Origin of the sequence: Marinobacterium jannaschii DSM 6295 (assembly GCF_000620085.1) — a bacterium.
GTDB classification, from domain to species: domain Bacteria; phylum Pseudomonadota; class Gammaproteobacteria; order Pseudomonadales; family Balneatricaceae; genus Pontibacterium; species Pontibacterium jannaschii.
Genome location: NZ_JHVJ01000003.1, coordinates 1 through 18,481 on the forward strand (window position 1 = coordinate 1; position 18,481 = coordinate 18,481).

Genomic DNA, 18,481 nt, shown 5'->3' on the forward strand with positions numbered 1-18,481 from the left:
TCGGTGTAACGCGATTTTTTCATGCAGAATCTCCTGCGTGTAGATTACGAGAAAATTCTACTTTTGAGCACCGCTAATTCTCGGGGGGATTACCAGGCGGCTTCACCGGTGCTCAAGCCATTGTCACCGAAGCAGTCCGATAGCGAACGGACTATACCGTTTGACCTGGCTGACTAGTTTGCACTGGTCGATTGGACGGGGCGTTGCTGCCGTGATGACAAGCGGGGGCATATTCCTGATAGCCTGCCGCCGATATTGGAGCGCCTCGGTATAGACGCCGACCAGTGGTTAAGGTCAATGCAGCCAAAGGGCTTGCAGCTCAGTCGCGCTTTGGGACGGATTGAACGGCTGAAGCAGTATGCCGGGCAGGTGGGGAACCGCTGGGTGAAAGGCGTCACTCAGTCGAAGCGATTATTTTTGGTGGCCGGGGTGAGCTGAGGTTAGTCGAATTCAGTCTGCGTTTTTGAGGTAAAAATTTTATGGGTGTCCTTAATGCTTCTAATGCTTCTTCTTCTACTCAGTCGAAGCGATTATTTTTTGGTGGCCGGGGTGAGCTGAGGTTAGTCGAATTCAGTCTACGTTTTTGAGGAGAAATTTTTATGGGTGTCCTTGATGCTTCTTTTATGGGTTTCCTTAATGCTTCTTATGCGGCAAGTTGCTCATGAAAAGGATTTTCAATTCGGTGTTGATAGCTCAACTGATCTTTATAGCTGGCTTTATTTGGTTCGGATGGCAAGCTGACCAAACGATGGATAAATCGGGTGTTGGTAACTATGAGGAATGGAGTCGGCTAAATGGGTTAGCGAGCATTACATTTATGTCTGCAGTCGCTATGTGGATTTCAATGGTACTGTTAGCCTTATTTCAGCGAATGTTCAACACATTGTATGCCCAGATAGCGGTAGGCTTACCTCCACTTTTTCTAGCATTTGGCTGGGTTTCAACATGGGTAGTCTAGTTTCGCATAATAAGCGGCTGTTGTTGCCACTTCGTGGCTGGGACTGCCTTATCGCTACTTCGCAGCTACAAGTCAGCCCCAAAGCCGGGCGTTGTACCGTATAGGAGATATTCTCATGAATCTAAAGTTTTTACCCTTGGGCCTAACGCTACTGTCAATTAGCGGTTGTGCTATGTGGTCAGCTGATCGTTACCCAGATGGTGTTGTAGCTGATGCGCAATTCGTATCTGAACCAATGTGTATGCCAACAAATATTTCTCCGGATATTTCAGGCGAACCATCACCAGAATGGAAGCAGCGGGTTATCCATTCCTCCTCTGTTGCAACTCGCATCTTAGCGTCACAGGAGTTCGCTCAAGCATGCCAATCTTTAAGAATGACGCGTACCAACGGAAAGTCTGTCCAGGAAGTGTGTAGAGAGATGGTTTGTTCTGGAACTGTCAAACCATCAGTGAATTTCTATAACAAGCCCAGCACGCGCGCAATCGCTTATGAGAAAAATGGGGCGCTATACATCAATACTGCAAAAGAATCAGCAGGGGCCGGTGGTCCGGGAAATATGGCTCATGAGTTTACTCATACTCTGGGTTACACGCATTTCTCGAATTGGTCATTTTTAGGAAAAAGTTCAGTTCCGTACAGAGTTGGTAATCTTGTAGAAAGATTGGCAAAAGATGCTGAGTAGCTGCGGTACAACAATGCCTTACAACCGACCTGCTTTCCGCTACTTCCCTTTGATTATTCGCTCCAAATGGTCGGCTAAAGGCAAGCGTTATAGCCCAAGGCTAGAGTCTAGGAATAAGTGCGACAGTGACCCCAAAATATACTTCGTAGGGCGTCCGCCCCCCAGCACTAACCGCGGTCGACTGTTAATCAGGAAGCATTGCTGCTGCACATACCTGTCAGACAGCGTGGAAAAATCAGTTTTCTTCGGCCAGATACGCCGCAGTAATCCGTTCGTATTCTCGTTATTAACCCAGCGGGTAAATACTTTCAATGAAAGTAGCTAACTCAATGTAGTCGAACTCTAACGTGTTAGATAATTAAGACAGAAGCCAATAGTTATATTGCTAACAAACTGTTTAAGAGTGATTCGGAACGCGTGGCATTTTTACCATGCGTTGGTATAAGTGATTAACGTGGTATGCGGGGGCATCGGTATTGCGTGCCTCACACACGTAGGGTCTCTTACGCACCAGAAGTGTTGCCATACCGAAAATTCAGCTCGGTATGGGCCACTGGAAGTTACTCGGTAACTCTGGCTGTCCCAGTCAAAGGTGGAACATTCGGATCTACCCATTCGTTACTTCCAATGTAGGTGAGGAGATTGATCGCTTTCGGGGAAAACTCCTACAAGAGCAGTTGTGAAACCAAACAAAGAAGCCCCTTCGCTGCTGCCAGCTAAGGGGCTTTGTTTTATCTATCGATCAGATGCCAAATCAGGCGGTTTTGGCCGCCAGTTGTGGCCGGCGCATAAACAGCAGGGCGTAGATCGCGGCATAGAGGCCGATAACAATCAGGCCCACCCAGGCGATGTCGAACGGGGTGAACTGGTATGCCAGGATCAGGCCGTACATGGCGACGAAGTTGCCGAGGATGTACTTACCCTTGCCGAAGCGTTCCGGGGTCAGCTCCAGGTTGAGGGTGTAGAGACGGATCAGGGAGTCCAGTGAGTTGATCACGAAGACGATACCGACAAATACCATCGCCAGTTTGAGGAACTCGGTCATCTCGATGGCATTGATGTAGTTGTAGTACAGCACAGAGAACCAGATCGCCAGCGGGATCGATGGGATCACCAGCAGGGCGGCGCAGAGCTGCCAGGTTTTCAGGCCGCCGACGAAGCGGGCGACAAACTGGCCGATCATGATGCTCCAGGAGAACCACCAGAACAGGTAGAACTCATGGTAGTCGGAGATCGGACGGGTGAACTGGTCGATATTGGTGAAGTAGCCGCCGATGCTGGCGATGGTACCGAACAGCTCACCCAGGCCCAGGCCTTCGGTGCTGAAGATAACCAGCGCGATCAGAGCGAAGAACAGCCAGGTGGAGCCAACGCTCAGTACCTTGATGTAGCTGATATCGGTACTGGACAGCACGGCCATCAGTACCACTACGGCGACCAGGCCGAAGCGCATCGGATCGGAGATGCCTTCGACGTAGCTTGGCAGGTAGCTGAGGAACAGGAAGCCGGTGAAGGCGCAGGTGCCGATAATGACGATGTTGTTCACCAGCTTGATCAGCGGGATCTCAAACAGTTTTACCTTCGGCTCGATAACGCAGAAGTAGAAGGTGGTCAGGAAGTAGAAGCCCCACACCAGAAAGCCCCAGAAGCCGAATTCGATCGCCAGCGGGTTGGTGAACTGATACACCTCTTCCGCCGCATAGGTGGGGAATTCGGTCAGTGGGAACATGATCAGTCCCACATCGAGCCCGGAGGTAAACAGGATCGCGATAAAGGCGAACAGTGAGCTGGGGATTTCGCCCCGGCAGTTTACATTGCCCGCCCTCAGGAGGATAAAGGCTGACGTTAACAGCGTAACCGCTATGGCTACTGTCAGTATGGTGGTCATGTTGAGATGGTCTCCATTTATTATTATTTGTGCGGTGCCCGTTATATCGCTGGGGGGCCGTGTTCCGCGATTACTCTGTTGGCCCTTAAAAGGGCAACACTTGTCCGCACCGGCCGAAATTTCAGCCAGTGAGAAGGATTCGTTGATGAATTCACCGGCGGCATCAGGGCCGCCGGTGTTATCCGACAGTCAGCTCAGCTCAGCGAAGCCTGTTATCAGGCGGCGCTGGCGCTGAAGTGCTTGCCCAGCAGGGCGTGGTAGAAGTCTTTGTCCGACAGGACGCCGACCAGGCTGTCGCTTTCGTTCAGCAATACCGGTTGTCCGGTGCGGTAACGGATGCCGATGGCGTCGCGCATCGAGATCTCCGGGGTTGCCATGACCAGCGTATCTTCCGGCAGGGCATCCACCTCATCACCTTCGTTCCAGTGGTGCAACGGCAGAGGCTGGCCCTGACGGCTGGCTGCCACCACCTGGCCGGCATCGTTGGTGCTGACACAGGTGTTTTCATTGCGGTTAAGCACCAGCATCTGATCCAGTTGCTCCAGCTGACTGATATCGGTCATCAGTGAGCGCCCGCGCAGGACGTTGAGCGGGTTGGTATGGGCGACGAAGTCCTCGACATAGGCGGTGGCCGGGTTAAGGACGATATCTTCCGGCTTGCCGTGCTGAATGATTCTGGCCGATTCCATAATGGCGATATTGGTGCCGATCTTCAGGGCTTCATCCAGGTCGTGGCTGACGAACAGGATGGTCTTATTCAGGCGTTGCTGTAGCTCGATCAGCTCATCCTGCAGCTGGCTGCGGATCAGCGGGTCCAGGGCAGAAAAAGGCTCATCCATGAGCAGAATGTCGCTGTCCATTGCAAAGGCCCGAGCCAGGCCAACACGTTGCTGCATACCGCCGGAGAGTTCGTGGGGGTACTTGTCCTTCCACTCGGCCAGGCCGACCATCTCCAGTTTCTCCATTGCCTGAGCACGACGCTCAGTTTTCCCTAATCCCTGCATTTCGAGGCCGAAGGCCACGTTGTCCAGCACACTGAGCCAGGGCATCAGTGCGAATTTCTGGAATACCATTGAGACCCGGTGGGTGCGCATATGGCGCAGTGTGGTCGCATCGCAGCTGGCCATATCCACCATCTGGTCGCCGTCGCGTACCAGCAGCTCGCCCCGGCTGATCGGGTTGAGGCTGTTGACTGCACGCAACAGGCTGGATTTGCCCGAGCCAGACAGGCCCATCAGGACGCAGATCTCGCCCTGCTGTACTTCGATACTGGCGTCATGCACGCCGACGACGTCGCCGGTGTCGTCGATGATCTCCTGGCGGGTTTTACCCTTGTCCAGCAGTTGCAGGCTTTGCGCGACGTTGCCACCGAATACCACATCAAGATTGCGAATAGTTACTGCTGTCATGATCAACCCTCCTGACTGGAACCCGGTTTTTTACAGATGCGGTCGAGAATAATCGCGACCAGTACGATAGCCAGACCGGCTTCAAAACCCTGTGAGATGTTGACGGTGTTCAGGGCGCGGATAACCGGCTTGCCGAGGCCGTCGGCGCCGACCAGTGCGGCAATCACCACCATCGACAGTGACAGCATGATGCATTGGGTAATGCCGGCCATGATGTTCGGCATTGCCGCAGGCAGTTCCACTTTGTAGAGCAGCTTGAACGGGGTGGCACCAAAGGCCTTGCCTGCTTCGATCAGCTCTTCCGGTACCTTACTGATACCCAGGTAGGTGAGGCGGATCGGTGCGGCGATGGCGAAGATAATGGTGGAGATAAGGCCCGGCACCACGCCCAGCCCGAACAGTACCAGGGTAGGGATCAGGTACACGAAGGTCGGGATCGTCTGCATCAGATCGAGGATCGGTCGCAGGACGGTGTAGAGCCAGGGCTTATGGGCTGCCAGGATGCCGATCGGGATGCCGAACATGATCGACAGGGCGGTGGCGGTCAGTACCAGGACGAAGGTTTCCAGCATCTCCTGCCAGTAGCCCAGGTTCAGTATCAGCAGCAGCGCGGCGACGACAAAGATCACCAGCGGGATACTGCGGTGCAGTGCCCAGGCGATTGCGGCAGTCAATGCCATTGGTACAAACGGTGGAAACCACTGGAAGATCTCAACCATCGAGAGTATGACCCACTCCAGCGAAACTGATATCGCGTCGAAGAAGCCGGCGGCATTAAAGGTCAGCCAGTCGACAAACGACTCCATCCAGCTGCCTAGCGGAATTTTATTTTCTGTTATCCAATTCATGAATCTGCCTTTCAAAGGTGAACTGAGTGAGTGCCGGGCAGATCTGTGGTAGCGCGTTTCAGAGAAAACGCCTTACCGCAGATATAATTATTATTTTTCTGTGTGTTACGGGCATGGCGACAGCGGCCAGCCTGGGCGGCCGCTGTGTTGTTTACTGAGGTACTTAGCTCAGCATCAGATGCCCAGATGCTTGCGCACGGCGGATACCGCATCGCCACCGTCTTTGGTGGTGACGCCGTCCAGCCACTTGTTCAGCACAGCGGGGTTGTTCTGCAACCAGTCGCGTGCGGCCAGCTGTGGTTGCTGGCTTTCGTCCAGAATGGCACCCATCACCTTGTTTTCCATCTCCAGCGAGAACTGCAGGTTCTGCAGCAGTTTGCCGACATTCGGACACTCTTTGGTGTAGTTCTTCCGCACGTTGGTGTAGACATCGGCACCACCGTAGTTCGGGCCGAAGTAATCGTCGCCACCGGAAAGGTAGGTCATCTCGATATTGGAATTCATCGGGTGCGGTGCCCAGCCAAGGAAGACCACCCACTGCTGGCGTCTGGAGGCACGGCTGACCTGGGAGATCATGCCGGCTTCACTGGATTCCACCAGTTTGAAGCCTTTGAGGTCGAAGGCACCCTTGTCGATCATATCCTGAATCAGGCGATTGCCATCGTTACCCGGCTCGATACCGTAGATGCGCCCCTTAAACTTGTCCTTGTTCTTGGCGATATCGGCGAAGCTCTTCACACCGGCATCGTAGACATACTTTGGCACCGCCAGGGTGTATTTAGCGCCTTCAAGGTTGGCGCGGACGGTCTCGACAGTACCGGCATCACGGTATTTGGCGATATCGGCTTCCATGGTCGGCATCCAGTTGCCGAGGAATACGTCGATATCGTTGTTCGCCAGTGAGGTGTAGGTTACCGGCACGGACAGCAGCTGGGTGCGGGTGCGGTAGCCGAGTCCTTGCAGTACTTCACTGGTGACGGCCGTCGTGGCTGTGATGTCGGTCCAGCCTACATCGGAGAAGCGCACAGTGTCGCACTGACCGGCGAAGGTCAGCGAGGCGCTGAGGCTAAGGGTCGCGGCTGCGACCGCTCCGATAAGTGTATTTTTACGGCTGAGCTTTTTCTGTCGAGTCGTCATGAATCTTTCCTTATAGTTTTTGTTTCTTGCTTTACTCACTGCAGCTGAAGCGGGTGAGGGCTTCGAATTGGCAGGGGCGCTTGCAGGGCATTGCCGCCGCCAGGTATTGCTCCTATAAAATGCCCGGCGCTGCGCCGGGCAGTTGATGCTGAAGTGTTGGTTAAACCAGCGGGCGCTGGGCTTCGCCCTGGCGCTGGCGCTGTTCCCAATCCGGATCGATCCAGACCGGTACCTCTGCCGCAGGCAGCGGTGCCTTGCCAAGAATCATATCGGCGGCTTTTTCCGCCACCATGATGGTCGGTGCATTCAGGTTGCCGTTCGGAATGGTCGGGAAGATGGAGGAGTCCACCACCCGCAACATCTCGATACCGCGTACCCGGCATTCGCTGTCCAGTACCGCCATCGGATCGCTATCCGCGCCCATCTTGCAGGTACAGGAGGGGTGGTAGGCGCTTTCGACATTCTGTTTTACCCAGCTGTCGATCTCAGCGTCGCTGGTGATCTGCTGGCCCGGCTGGATCTCTTCGCCACGATAGGCATCCATCGCCGGCTGATTGAGGATCTCGCGGGTCAGGCGGATACAGTCGCGCCAGTCCTGCTTGTCCTGTTCGGTACTGATGTAGTTGAACAGGATGCCGGGCTTGGCATGGGGATCGGCGGAACGAATCCAGACACGGCCGCGGCTTTCCGGCTTGTTCGGGCCGACATGCACCTGGAAACCGTGGCCTTCAAACGCGGCCTGACCGTCATAGCGCATCGCGGCTGGCAGGAAGTGGTACTGGATGTTGGGCCACTTCAGACCGGCGCGGGAGCGGATAAAGGCGCAGGATTCAAAGTGGTTGGTGGCCCCGAGGCCATCCTTGAACAGAATCCAGCGGGTACCGATCAGGCCTTTGCTGATCAGGCCCAGCTTGCTGTTGAGGGAGATTGGCTGTTTGCAGTGGAACTGGAAGTACACTTCCAGATGGTCCTGCAGGTTTTCACCGACACCCGGCAGATCATGGATGGGCTCGACACCGGCATCCTTCAGCACCTGCTTCGGCCCGATACCGGACAGCTGCAACAGCTGCGGTGAGCCGACGGAACCGGCTGCCAGTATCACTTCACGGCCAGCCATTACGGTTTCGATGTTGCCGTTTTTCTCGAATTCGATGCCGACGGCACGCTTGCCTTCCAGCAGTACCTTGCGGCTGACCACGCCGGTTTTCAGGGTCAGGTTCGGGCGCTTCAGGGCGCGGCGCAGGTAGACGTTGGAGGTCGAGGCGCGCACGCCATCCTTCACCGTCATATGCATCGGGCCGAAACCTTCCTGACGGTGACCGTTGTAGTCATCCGTGGTCGGGTAGCCCGCTTCCGCACCGGCATCGATAAACGCCTGGTAGAGCGGGTTCAGCTTCATATCGTTGCCGTTACAGGTCGCCAGCGGGCCCTTGCCGCCGCGGTAGTCGTCTTCACCGCCTTTCCAGGTCTCCGCCTTACGGAAGTAGGGCAGGCAGTTCTGGTAGCTCCAGCCTTCGGCACCCTTTTCCTGCCACTCGTCGAAGTCGCAGGCGTGGCCGCGGACATAAACCATGCCGTTGATGGAGGAGCCGCCGCCCAGTACCTTACCGCGCGGGCAGTGCAGTTCACGGCCATCGAGACCCTCTTCCTTCACCGTCTCGAACTGCCAGGCGTATTTCTCGGTGTTCATCGGGTAGGAGAGGGCGGTCGGCATCTGGATAAAGATGCTCTTATCGCTGCCACCGGCCTCCAGCAGCAGCACCTGATGCTGGCCGTCTTCGGTCAGGCGGTCTGCAAGTACGCAACCTGCAGAACCGGCGCCAACGATGATGTAGTCGTAATTCTTAGACATAGTGCTCGTGCCTGTTGTTATGCTTCAGTCATTACTGCGCCGCTGTGGCTCAGTAAGGGCTTTCCACGTCACCCAGCTCGATAAAGACGCTCTTGGTCTGGGTGTAGTGATTCAGGGTTTCGATACCATTTTCACGGCCGATGCCGGAGAGCTTGTAGCCGCCGACCGGCATCTCTGCCGGAGAGGCGCCCCAGGTGTTGATCCAGCAGATACCGGCCTGCATCTGTGCGATCACACGGTGAGCACGGGAGAAGTTGGTGGTAAACAGGCCGGCTGCCAGACCAAACTCGGTATCGTTGGCGCGGCGTACCACTTCCTCTTCGTCGCTGAAGCGCAGGATCGACATCACCGGACCGAAGATCTCTTCCTGTACGTTTGGCATATCGTCAGTGCAGTCGGCGAAGACGGTCGGCTGAACGAAGTTACCCTTGTCCAGGCCGTTTTCAGTGGCACGCTCGCCACCGCAGACCAGGCGGGCACCAGCTGCTTTCGCCGCTTCGATGTAGCCCAGTACTTTTTCCATATGCTGGGTGGAGATCAGGGCCCCAACCTGGGTTTCCGGATCGGTCGGATCGCCGATAATCATCTTCCCGGTACGCTCGGCTACACGCTTGATGAACTCGTCATAGATGCTGTCGTGGACGAAGACACGGGTACCGTTGGTGCAGACTTCGCCCTGGGTGTAGAAGTTTGCCAGCAGAGCGCCGGAGACGGCGTTATCCAGCTCGGCATCTTCAAATACGATCAGCGGGGACTTGCCGCCCAGCTCCATGGTGACCTCTTTCAGCGAGCCAGCTGCGTCGGTCATTACCTTACGGCCGGTACCGCATTCGCCGGTAAAAGACACCTTGGCGATCTCAGGGTGGCGGGACAGGGCCTGTCCGGCGCGGTAGTCACCCTGGATAACGTTGAAGACACCATCCGGCAGGCCGGCTTCGGTGAAGATCTCGGCCAGTTTCAGCGCCGTTAGCGGGGTCTCTTCGGACGGTTTGAAAATCAGGCAGTTGCCGGCGGCCAGGGCCGGGCCGGATTTCCACATGGCGATCTGGATCGGGTAGTTCCAGGCACCGATACCGGCGCAGACACCCAGAGGCTCGCGGCGGCTGTAGAAGAAGTTGGTACCGCCCAGATCCTGCTGTTCGCCGTGCAGGCTGGCAGCCAGACCGGCATAGTATTCGATAACGTCGGCACCGGTGACGATGTCGACACAGTCTGCTTCCTGAATCGGCTTGCCGGTATCCAGTACTTCCAGCATCGCCAGTTCATCGTTGCGCTCGCGCAGGATAGCCACGGCGCGCTGCAGGATACGGCCGCGCTCGATGCCGCTCATGGCGGACCAGACTTTAAATCCTTCTTTGGCAGAGGCTACCGCCGCATCAACATCCGCCAGTGCGGCCTGCTGAACTTCAGCCAGTACTTCGCCGGTGGCCGGGTTACGGGTGACAAAGGTTTCGCCAGACGTAGCGTCCTGATAGCGACCGTGAATATAGAGAGCTTGCTGTTGCATCAGTGTGCGCCTTTAGATATCAGTTTACGGTGGTAGTCGAAATGTTCTTTTGGGAGCTGAAGCTCCAGATAATCGGTAATAATGCGCTGGGCCAGATCGCCGTCGATGCCGCCCGGTGTCAGGGCGCCTCGTAGCCAGATACCGTCGATCAGTGCCGCGATCGCCTGGGCGGTCAGCTGGGCTTTGTCGTGTGGCAACACCCGTTTCAGTTCCAGGCGCAGGTGAGACAGCAGACGGCGTTCGTTCACCCGTTGCAGGCGGTACAGCATCGGGTCATGCATGGCCTGCGACCAGAAGGCCAGCCATGTCTTAACCACTTTGCTGTCCAGCTGACGCGGGTCGAAGTTTCCGCCGACGATCGCCTTGATGCGGCCGATCACATCATCCGGGTCCTGCAGCGTGATGCGTTCCTGTACGCCTTCAGACAACTGGCGCAGGACCGAGCGCATGGTGGCTTCCAGCAGGCCGTCTTTGCCGCCGAAGTAATGGTTAATAATGCCCGGGGAGACACCCGCCGCTTTACTGATCAGAGATACGCTTGCGCCCTGCAGGCCGACGTTGTCGATCACCTGCATGGTGGCGTGAATCAGCTGAGGGCGACGAATCTCATCCATTCCTACCTTAGGCATAATTTGTGCACCTGCGTTTTTATTAATTAACCGTTTAATTAAAAACAAATATGGTGATTTATTGAACTTAAGTCAATGGAATTATTTTTGGTCGTAAATGGATATGGCGATAAGGGAGCGGCTCTGCTTGCCGCTAACCGGGTATAAATGCCGGAAACAGCGTGCTTTCTGGGCTTAACTGCCGTTATCTCGAATATACGCTGTAGAGGAAAATGATTCGTACCGAAAGGAATTGTCGCAAAAAGAATATTCTGGAATGGCTGGTCGGGAATGTGTGTCGCAATCAGCTATTCCGGCTTCGCTCAGCATCGGGCAGCCTGATCGCGGGGCAGGCGTTGTACTTTGACGTTAAGTCCCTAAAATAGCGGCTTTTTCAGCGGATCTGCTTATGGATTACGAATTCGGCCGGGATATTACCGGTGCTTATCAGGCGTTGTTCTCGATGGGGCACGAGGCGCTGGGAGTCTGGTTGACCGATGAGATCGGTACCGACAGGCATCGTCTGGACAGGGTGATCAGTGAGACTGAGCGTCTGTTGCAGCGTCAGGGCTGGGAGTGGTCGCAGGAAGGGCTTTCCTACAGTCTGTTTCTGAGTCGTGATGAGGCGAGCGTCAGGGCGAATGCGCTGGGGCAACCGCAGGATATGGAGATCGACGACGAGGATATGGATTTCTATGATGATGAAAGTCAGGCCAGTTGCGGGCTGGATGACTTCTACAAGGTGCTGCAGGACTGGGCTGAGTTTACCGCCTGATGGCCTGGTCTGCTGGCACGGATACAAAAACGCCCGGTGACCCGGGCGTTTTCAGTGGTGAGGAGGGTGCTCAGCTATCCAGCTTCAGCACGTCCAGGTTCTGCTTACGCACTTCCAGCAGCACGTTCGGCTCTTGCACCATATCGTGGCCATAGGATGGCACCATCTGCTTCATCTTCGCCTGCCAGGCTTCGGACGCCATCTGTTCCGGGAAGCATTTTTCGATAATGTTGATCATCGTCGGTACGGCGGTGGATGCGCCCGGGGATGCGCCCAGCAGGGCTGCCAGGGTGCCGTCGCCGGCGGTGATCGCTTCGGTACCGAATTCCAGCTTGCCGCTGCCGTGCTCGTCTTTCTTGATGATCTGCACGCGCTGACCGGCGTAGGACAGTTCCCAGTCTTCGTCTTTTGCATCCGGGAAGAAGCTGCGCAGGGACTCGACGCGGTCGGCGTGAGACTGGCGCACTTCACTGATCAGGTAGCGGGTCAGGTCCATATTCTTCATGCCGACAGAGAGCATTGGCTTGAGGTTACTCAGGCTGATGCTGCGTGGCATATCCAGTACAGAGCCTTCTTTCAGGAACTTGGTGGTAAAGCCGGCAAACGGACCAAATAACAGTGCGGTTTCGCCGTCCAGCAGGCGGGTGTCCAGATGAGGAACCGACATCGGCGGCGCACCGATTGGCGCAGTGCCATACACCTTGGCCAGATGTTTGTTCACGATCTCCGGTTTGCGGCATACCAGCCACTGGCCGCTGACAGGGAAGCCACCGTAGCCTTTACCTTCCGGAATATCTGACAGCTGCAGCAGTGGCAGGGCACCGCCACCGGCGCCGAGGAAGACGAACTTGGCATCGATCTCTTCGCACTTGCCGCTCTGCTCGTTGCGCAGCTCGACAGACCAGCTGCCATCCTGTTGTTGGTCCAGATCCTTCACGGTGCGGTTAAGCAGCAGTTCGAAGCCGTCCTGCTTCTCCAGATACTTAACCATGTTGCGCGCCAGCGAGCCGAAGTTAACATCGCTGCCGTAGCGAACACGGGTGGCGGCGACTTTCTCGCCTTCTTTCCGGTTCTGCATGATCAGCGGAATCCACTCGCGCAATACCTCAGGATCTTCACTGTATTCCATATCAGCGAAGGCTGGCTGCGAACTCAGTGCTTCGTAGCGGGTACGCAGAAACTGAACATTGTCTTCACCCCAGACAAAGCTCATATGCGGTACCGGATTGATAAACTGCTCTGGCTGCGGCAGCGCCTGCTGCTGAACCAGGTACGACCAGAACTGCAAGCTCACTTCAAAAGCGGCATTGATAGAAAAAGCTTTGGAGGTGTTAACGCCGCCGTCAGCGGTCTTAGGCGTATAGTTCAGCTCACAATAAGCTGCATGGCCTGTACCGGCGTTATTCCAGCCATCGGTGCTTTCACGGGCAACATGATCAAGGCGCTCAACCATGCTGATTTTCAAGGATGGATCTAACTGCTTTAGCAGCATCCCCAGGGTGGTGCTCATAGCACCTGCCCCGACTAGCAACACATCTACTGCTTTAGTGGTCATATGATCTTCGCCATTTATTATCAATATTGTAGTTAGAGATGACTCAGGGTGCTGGCTTGTGGCCGCTGAGCAGTGCATCTCCTGGCAAAGATGCTGGCTACCGCTCTAACCCCGATGTACCTCTCCCAGAGTTCCCTGATTGCCGGGTCATAAACATATGATTGTGACAATTTGGCCGAAACGCTGGTCGTTTGGCGCAGAATTATACGGATTTTGTGTCGGAAGTCTCGGATTATAGGACTAAAGGTGTTATCAATTAGCAGTATTGTTCTGCTAAAGTCTTAGTTATATCCACTGCTTATGTGGTGGATTAAGAGAAAATTGATCTGCCAATCGGCCAAAATAGCTGATTCTGTGAAATTATCTGATCACGACAGGCAGACGCAACGGATGGCCGCTTATGTCGCAAACGGTAACCCTTGTTGAAACGCTCAAGAAACAGCTGCGCGCACGCGGGCTGACCTATAGAGATGTCGCTGAGGCGCTGGACCTGAGCGAGGCCAGTGTTAAGCGGCTCTTCTCCGAATATAACTTCACCCTTAACCGGTTAGAGGCGATCGCCCAGCTGGCGGGGATGCAGCTGAGTGAGCTGGTGGCGATCATGTCCGCCGATATGCCGCAGCTGAAACAACTGACCCGCGAGCAGGAGCAGGTGATTGCCGATGACCTGCCATTGCTGATGGTCGCAGTCAGTGTGATCAATGGCTTCAGTTTTGGTGATCTGCTACAGCAGTATCAGTTGTCTGAGACCGACTGTATCGGCTATCTGGCGAAACTGGACAGGCTGCGGATTATTGAGTTGCAACCCCGCAACCGGATTCGCCTGCTGGTATCCCCGAACTTTCGCTGGCTGCCCAACGGGCCGATACAGCGTTTCTTTCTGGACAAGGTGCAGCAGGACTTCTTTAACTCCGGATTTGATAAGAGTACAGAGAGCCTGGTGGTGCTGAACGGAGTCCTGAGTCAGGCCTCTAATGCCGAGCTGCAGAAAAAGATGCAGCGTCTGGCGCGCGACTTTAATGAACTGCTGCGAGAAGACGCCGCCCTGTCACTGGATGAGCGTAAAGGCACTACTATGGTGCTGGCCCTGAGGCAGTGGCAGTTTAAGCCGTTTAAGCGTCTTCAAAAGTAAATGGATTGCGATCAGGTTACCAAGTGATCTGGTTGAAATGGCTGCTTGCCAATTGGTTCTGATTCGTATTTCATTGTTTCCGGTTTTGACGGACTGTGCCGTTTCAGGGATGATTTTTCCGAAGCTTTATAACTCTCGGCGACGAAACGTTGTCAGGCTTATTGGAACTTTTATCTCTGTATATTTATCACTCAATGGCAGGATTTTTTAGCACTTCAAAGTGCTATTGTTTTCCTGAGCGAGGAAAATGAGTGGTGTAGTTCATGCTCAGCTATTTTGAAATTAAGGAGAGAAGAGTGAAATCAATCTGGTTACGTCTGATGTTGCTGCCGTTCGTTCTGTTGCTTGCATCCTGTGCAACGGTCAATACGGTAGCGAATGCCCCTGAAACTGAGGGAGTTAGCAGCTACTTTGACGAAGATTATGATCTGGTGAAGGAGGCCGTGACAAACTCCATTTATAACTTGGGTGTAGACATAAAGATGCAGCGGGATATCGGCAGCCGACATTCAATTGTGTTTAGCAAAGATATGTCGGCTTTCAGTTGGGGAGAAGTCGGTCGCGTCATGGTTATTCCAATGGATGACGGTCGCTCAAAAGTTACTGTATATACGGAAAAGAGATCTAAATATCAGTTAACGGGTACGAGCGAAAACGAATTTGCACAAGAGATTTTCTTAAGCACTAGAAATATTTTGGCGGTGCTGAAGTAGTATGCCTGCTCAAAAGTAAGCCGGTATACCAGAATAACGGCTAAAGTAATAAGGAAGCCGCAGCTTTGAAGAAAGGCTGCGGCTTCCTTGTATTTATGGCACCTTACCAGCAGGGGGAGGATGAATGGGCAAGTTTATTCCAAAGGTTGCTGCCGTCGGTGTTACTTCATGAAACTGAAGATCTTGTCAGCTGCGCTATTGTTTGTGACGCACCTCAATATTTACGCCGCCGATATCACGATACAGGTGTCAGACTCTGAAGTGCTGCAGCCGATACCGCCGGGCGTGGTTGGCTGGGGAGCAATGTGGAAGCAGAAGATGCTCTGGCCCGCACCACCGGCCAGCATGACCGATCAGCAACATCAGGCCTATATCCGTCAGCTGGGCCTGCGCAACCTGTCGCAGGTGCAGGCGGCCGATATGCGCAATATCAGCTGGCCCTGGGGTGTTAGCTTTTCCACCTGGGGCGTTAACTGGGAGAACAGCGCGAAGCCCTGGAGCCAGCGGGTGGCTGATTGTGCGCGAATCCTTAACCGCACCAGCCCCTGGTGTGAGAAGACGGTTGTGGGAGTCGGTGATCTAATGGCGCTGGCGGATATCTGGCAGCTTGAGGCCCTCACTGTCGCTGTGCCGCTGGCGGTGATCGATGGCCGGCGTACCCGCTGGGGGCCGGGTTTCTTTGATCAGACCTTTTCCGACCACACCATCGAGCAAATAGCCGATCACGGCTATCGTCTGGTCGAGTTAATGAAGCAACAGCCCGGCTGGAAACGCCTGCAGCGGGTCTACCTCTCGGCCGGTACCGAGTGGCGTCACTACAGGTTGCGTAATCCCTCATCCGCGGTGCTTAGCTACGCCAAGCTATTGCGACGCCTGCGGGAGAAAATTGCCGACAGCAAAGTGATCATCGTTGGTTCGGCCTCGGACTCCACCGATATCCCCGGTATCAAACACCAGCAGGCGATATCCTGGAATCGCTACCTCTATCGCGAGCTGCACAATGTGCCGGGTATCGCACTGGATCTGCACCGTTATCGTGGCATGATCGGCACCCAGGCCGACAGTAACGGCCGCACTCCGCTCAATTTCCATAATGTAGAGGCCATGCTGGCAACCGGTGCAGGGCAGCGGCAGTACCTGACGGTCAAGCCCGCTGACTGGGGTGAGTCGGGTCCGACAATGCCGACCGTGTTGCTGGAAAATGCTATTCATGGCCGTATGGCCGATCACAGCACTCACTCCTCTCAACCGATTCCCTGGCCAGTGGCGATGGCCCATGCTGATCTGGTGCGTGAGGCGCTGGCCAGCGAAGCACTAACCTTTCTGGGCTGGACCTGGTTTCCCGAAGATCTGCCGGAGGAGTGGCCTCACGGGGCGCTCAGGCCGGATGGTCGCCTCAGTGCGCCAGCCAGGGCGCAGGGCTTTCTCAGTCACTATCATCGTGGCAATCGCGTGAATCTGACAATCAGCGATGAGTCCGCTATCCGGGCTAATGCGGTCGTTGGTGCTAAGGGAAAGTTAGCGCTTTATGGTGGCAACTTCAGCCAGCAGGCAAACCGGTTGCGGATCGGGCTTTTGCATAAAGGAAAGGTGGCTGGAAGTCTGGAGCTGATGAGCGCAGCGGGTATCCATCAGCAGTCATTGACACTGCCTGCCACGATCAGCTTGCCATCTCTAACGTTGTGGCGCTGGCAGGCTCGCTGAATTCTGCAGGCCGTATAAACAGAAAACCGCAGCCCGAAGGCTGCGGTTTCAGAGTGCTTGCGGCTTTAAGCTTGTCGCTCGAAGATGCTCTTAAGCGATCTCTTTCTCTTTCTGAGTTTCAGTCGCTTTAGCTTTCTTAGCCCAGAAGTCAGCGTTCTTGATACCCAGTTTTTCAGGGTTGAAGCTGTATCTGGCCACACCGGCTTTACGCTGCGCTTCATAATCCTTCAGCGCTTTGATTGCAGGCTTGGAGGCGAAGAAGATGATCAGGATGCCGACAATGTTCAGCCATGCCATCAGGCCAACACCTACGTCGCCCAGACCCCACGCCAGATCCGCAGTCTTGATCGCGCCGTAGAAAGTAGACGCCATGATTGCAACTTTCAGAAGCATAGTCAGGCCAGGGATCGGCAGAGAGCGCTGGATGTAGGCAACGTTAGTCTCGGCGATGTAGTAGTAGGCCAGGATGGTGGTGAAGGAGAAGAAGAACAGGGCAAAAGCGACAAACGGAGCGCCTACGCCTGGCAGTACATTCTCGATCGCCATCTGGGTGAACATTGGACCGTTAGCCGCGATGTTCGCACCGATGTTCTGGATCAGGAAGCCTTCGCCGCCGTGTACGTTGTAAGCACCGGTGATCAGGATCATCAGCGCAGTCGCAGTACATACAAACAGAGTATCGATGTAAACGGAGAATGCCTGTACCAGACCCTGCTGAGCCGGGTGGTCAACTTCAGCGGCAGCGGCAGCATGAGGACCTGTACCCTGGCCGGCTTCGTTGGAGTAAACACCACGCTTAACGCCCCAGCCAATTGCCGCGCCGAAGCCCGCCATCGGTGTGAATGCGTCTTCCAGAATCATGCCGAAGATGCCTGGTAGCATATCAACATTCAGCAGAACGATTACGGAAGCGATGATGATGTAGGCCAGTGCCATGAATGGCACAACGATCTGGGTAAAGTTAGCGATACGCTTAACGCCACCGAAGATGATGAAGCCGAGTACCAGAACAACTACGGTGCCGGTAGCGACTTTAGCGAAGCTCAGTGCGCCGAACAGTGAGGTCTCGATGACGCTGCCGCTGCCGACTACCGCTTCTACCGCGTTACCGATGCTGTTGGACTGAACGCCTGGCAGGAACAGGCCGCAGGCTGCGATCGTCGCGATAGCGAAGATCCAGGCGAACCATTTCTGGCCCATTGCCTTCTCGAAGTAGAAAGCCGGACCACCACGGTACTGACCTTCGTGCTCTTCTTTGTAGATCTGTGCCAGGGTGGATTCAGCGTAAGCAGTTGCTGCGCCCAGGAAGGCTACAACCCACATCCAGAAGACCGCACCCGGACCACCGAAGCCGATCGCAGCCGCAACACCGGCAATGTTACCGGTACCGACACGTCCGGACAGGGATACTGCCAGTGCCTGGAAAGAGGAGATCCCTTTTTCAGAACTCTTATTGGAAAGCAGAAGCCTCCACATCTCGCGGAACATGCGAACCTGCACGAAGCGCGTCATGATGGAGTAGAAAAGACCAGCGCCAAGGCAAAGATAGATCAGTGCCGGGCTCCAGATGATGCCGTTCATAAAATCAACAAATGCTTGCAAAGGACGAGTCCCCCCGTGGATTCCGTTGTTTTAACGGTAATTAGAATTATTGGTGGGATGATTCTATAGAGAGCGCTTTGGAGTGATTTTCTGAAAGCTGTGTAAAAA

At 54.9% G+C, this 18,481-nt stretch carries 14 protein-coding genes; 5 read left to right on the forward strand and 9 right to left on the reverse strand.

What is annotated here, in order from left to right; translation table 11 throughout:
- Window positions 1-1,073 precede the first annotated feature (1,073 nt).
- A complete protein-coding gene (locus Q354_RS28105) occupies window positions 1,074-1,643 on the forward strand; it encodes a hypothetical protein (RefSeq protein ID WP_156948092.1) in 570 nt (189 codons plus the stop codon).
- 754 nt (window positions 1,644-2,397) lie between these two features.
- On the opposite strand, the gene Q354_RS0100015 is transcribed toward Q354_RS28105, so the two are convergent.
- The 7 genes from Q354_RS0100015 to betI all read right to left on the reverse strand — a co-directional run bounded on the left by Q354_RS0100015 (window position 2,398) and on the right by betI (window position 10,913).
- Entirely contained in the window at window positions 2,398-3,531 is a 1,134-nt protein-coding gene (locus Q354_RS0100015; protein ID WP_027855813.1) for a BCCT family transporter, read from the reverse strand.
- 215 nt (window positions 3,532-3,746) lie between these two features.
- Window positions 3,747-4,940: a choline ABC transporter ATP-binding protein gene (gene choV, locus Q354_RS0100020; RefSeq protein ID WP_027855814.1), complete on the reverse strand. Its 1,194-nt coding sequence runs from the start codon at window positions 4,938-4,940 to the stop codon at window positions 3,747-3,749.
- Between the two features lie 2 nt (window positions 4,941-4,942).
- Window positions 4,943-5,788, reverse strand: coding sequence for a choline ABC transporter permease subunit (gene choW / locus Q354_RS0100025; protein ID WP_027855815.1), 846 nt, complete (start codon window positions 5,786-5,788; stop codon window positions 4,943-4,945).
- 174 nt (window positions 5,789-5,962) lie between these two features.
- On the reverse strand, window positions 5,963-6,925 hold the full coding sequence (locus tag Q354_RS0100030; protein ID WP_036228118.1) for a choline ABC transporter substrate-binding protein: 963 nt from the start codon (window positions 6,923-6,925) through the stop codon (window positions 5,963-5,965).
- Window positions 6,926-7,085: 160 nt separating this feature from the next.
- The gene (gene betA, locus Q354_RS0100035; protein WP_027855817.1) at window positions 7,086-8,777 is read right to left on the reverse strand and encodes a choline dehydrogenase; all 1,692 of its coding nucleotides are present in this window, start codon (window positions 8,775-8,777) and stop codon (window positions 7,086-7,088) included.
- A 49-nt stretch (window positions 8,778-8,826) separates the two neighbouring features.
- The gene (gene betB / locus Q354_RS0100040) at window positions 8,827-10,284 is read right to left on the reverse strand and encodes a betaine-aldehyde dehydrogenase (protein ID WP_027855818.1); all 1,458 of its coding nucleotides are present in this window, start codon (window positions 10,282-10,284) and stop codon (window positions 8,827-8,829) included.
- Window positions 10,284-10,913, reverse strand: a complete 630-nt coding sequence (gene betI / locus Q354_RS0100045) for a transcriptional regulator BetI (RefSeq protein ID WP_027855819.1) — start codon at window positions 10,911-10,913, stop codon at window positions 10,284-10,286. Before betI ends, betB begins: the two co-directional genes overlap by 1 nt.
- A 388-nt stretch (window positions 10,914-11,301) precedes the next feature.
- On the opposite strand from betI, the gene Q354_RS0100050 reads away from it, so the two are divergent.
- Window positions 11,302-11,667, forward strand: coding sequence for a YacL family protein (locus Q354_RS0100050; RefSeq protein ID WP_027855820.1), 366 nt, complete (start codon window positions 11,302-11,304; stop codon window positions 11,665-11,667).
- 70 nt (window positions 11,668-11,737) lie between these two features.
- Here Q354_RS0100050 and mqo read toward each other — a convergent pair whose 3' ends face one another.
- On the reverse strand, window positions 11,738-13,300 hold the full coding sequence (gene mqo / locus Q354_RS0100055; protein ID WP_084332409.1) for a malate dehydrogenase (quinone): 1,563 nt from the start codon (window positions 13,298-13,300) through the stop codon (window positions 11,738-11,740).
- 322 nt (window positions 13,301-13,622) lie between these two features.
- Here mqo and Q354_RS0100060 point away from each other — a divergent pair, with 322 nt between their 5' ends.
- The 3 genes from Q354_RS0100060 (at window position 13,623) to Q354_RS0100070 (ending at window position 16,771) form a co-directional block, all read left to right on the forward strand.
- Window positions 13,623-14,354: a helix-turn-helix domain-containing protein gene (locus tag Q354_RS0100060; protein WP_027855822.1), complete on the forward strand. Its 732-nt coding sequence runs from the start codon at window positions 13,623-13,625 to the stop codon at window positions 14,352-14,354.
- Between the two features lie 296 nt (window positions 14,355-14,650).
- The gene (locus tag Q354_RS0100065) at window positions 14,651-15,067 is read left to right on the forward strand and encodes a hypothetical protein (protein WP_156948094.1); all 417 of its coding nucleotides are present in this window, start codon (window positions 14,651-14,653) and stop codon (window positions 15,065-15,067) included.
- A 168-nt stretch (window positions 15,068-15,235) separates the two neighbouring features.
- Entirely contained in the window at window positions 15,236-16,771 is a 1,536-nt protein-coding gene (locus Q354_RS0100070; RefSeq protein WP_027855824.1) for a hypothetical protein, read from the forward strand.
- A gap of 90 nt (window positions 16,772-16,861) precedes the next feature.
- Here the strand turns inward: Q354_RS0100070 and Q354_RS0100075 are convergent, their stop codons facing one another.
- Window positions 16,862-18,373, reverse strand: a complete 1,512-nt coding sequence (locus Q354_RS0100075) for an alanine/glycine:cation symporter family protein (protein WP_027855825.1) — start codon at window positions 18,371-18,373, stop codon at window positions 16,862-16,864.
- Between the last annotated feature and the right edge of the window lie 108 nt (window positions 18,374-18,481).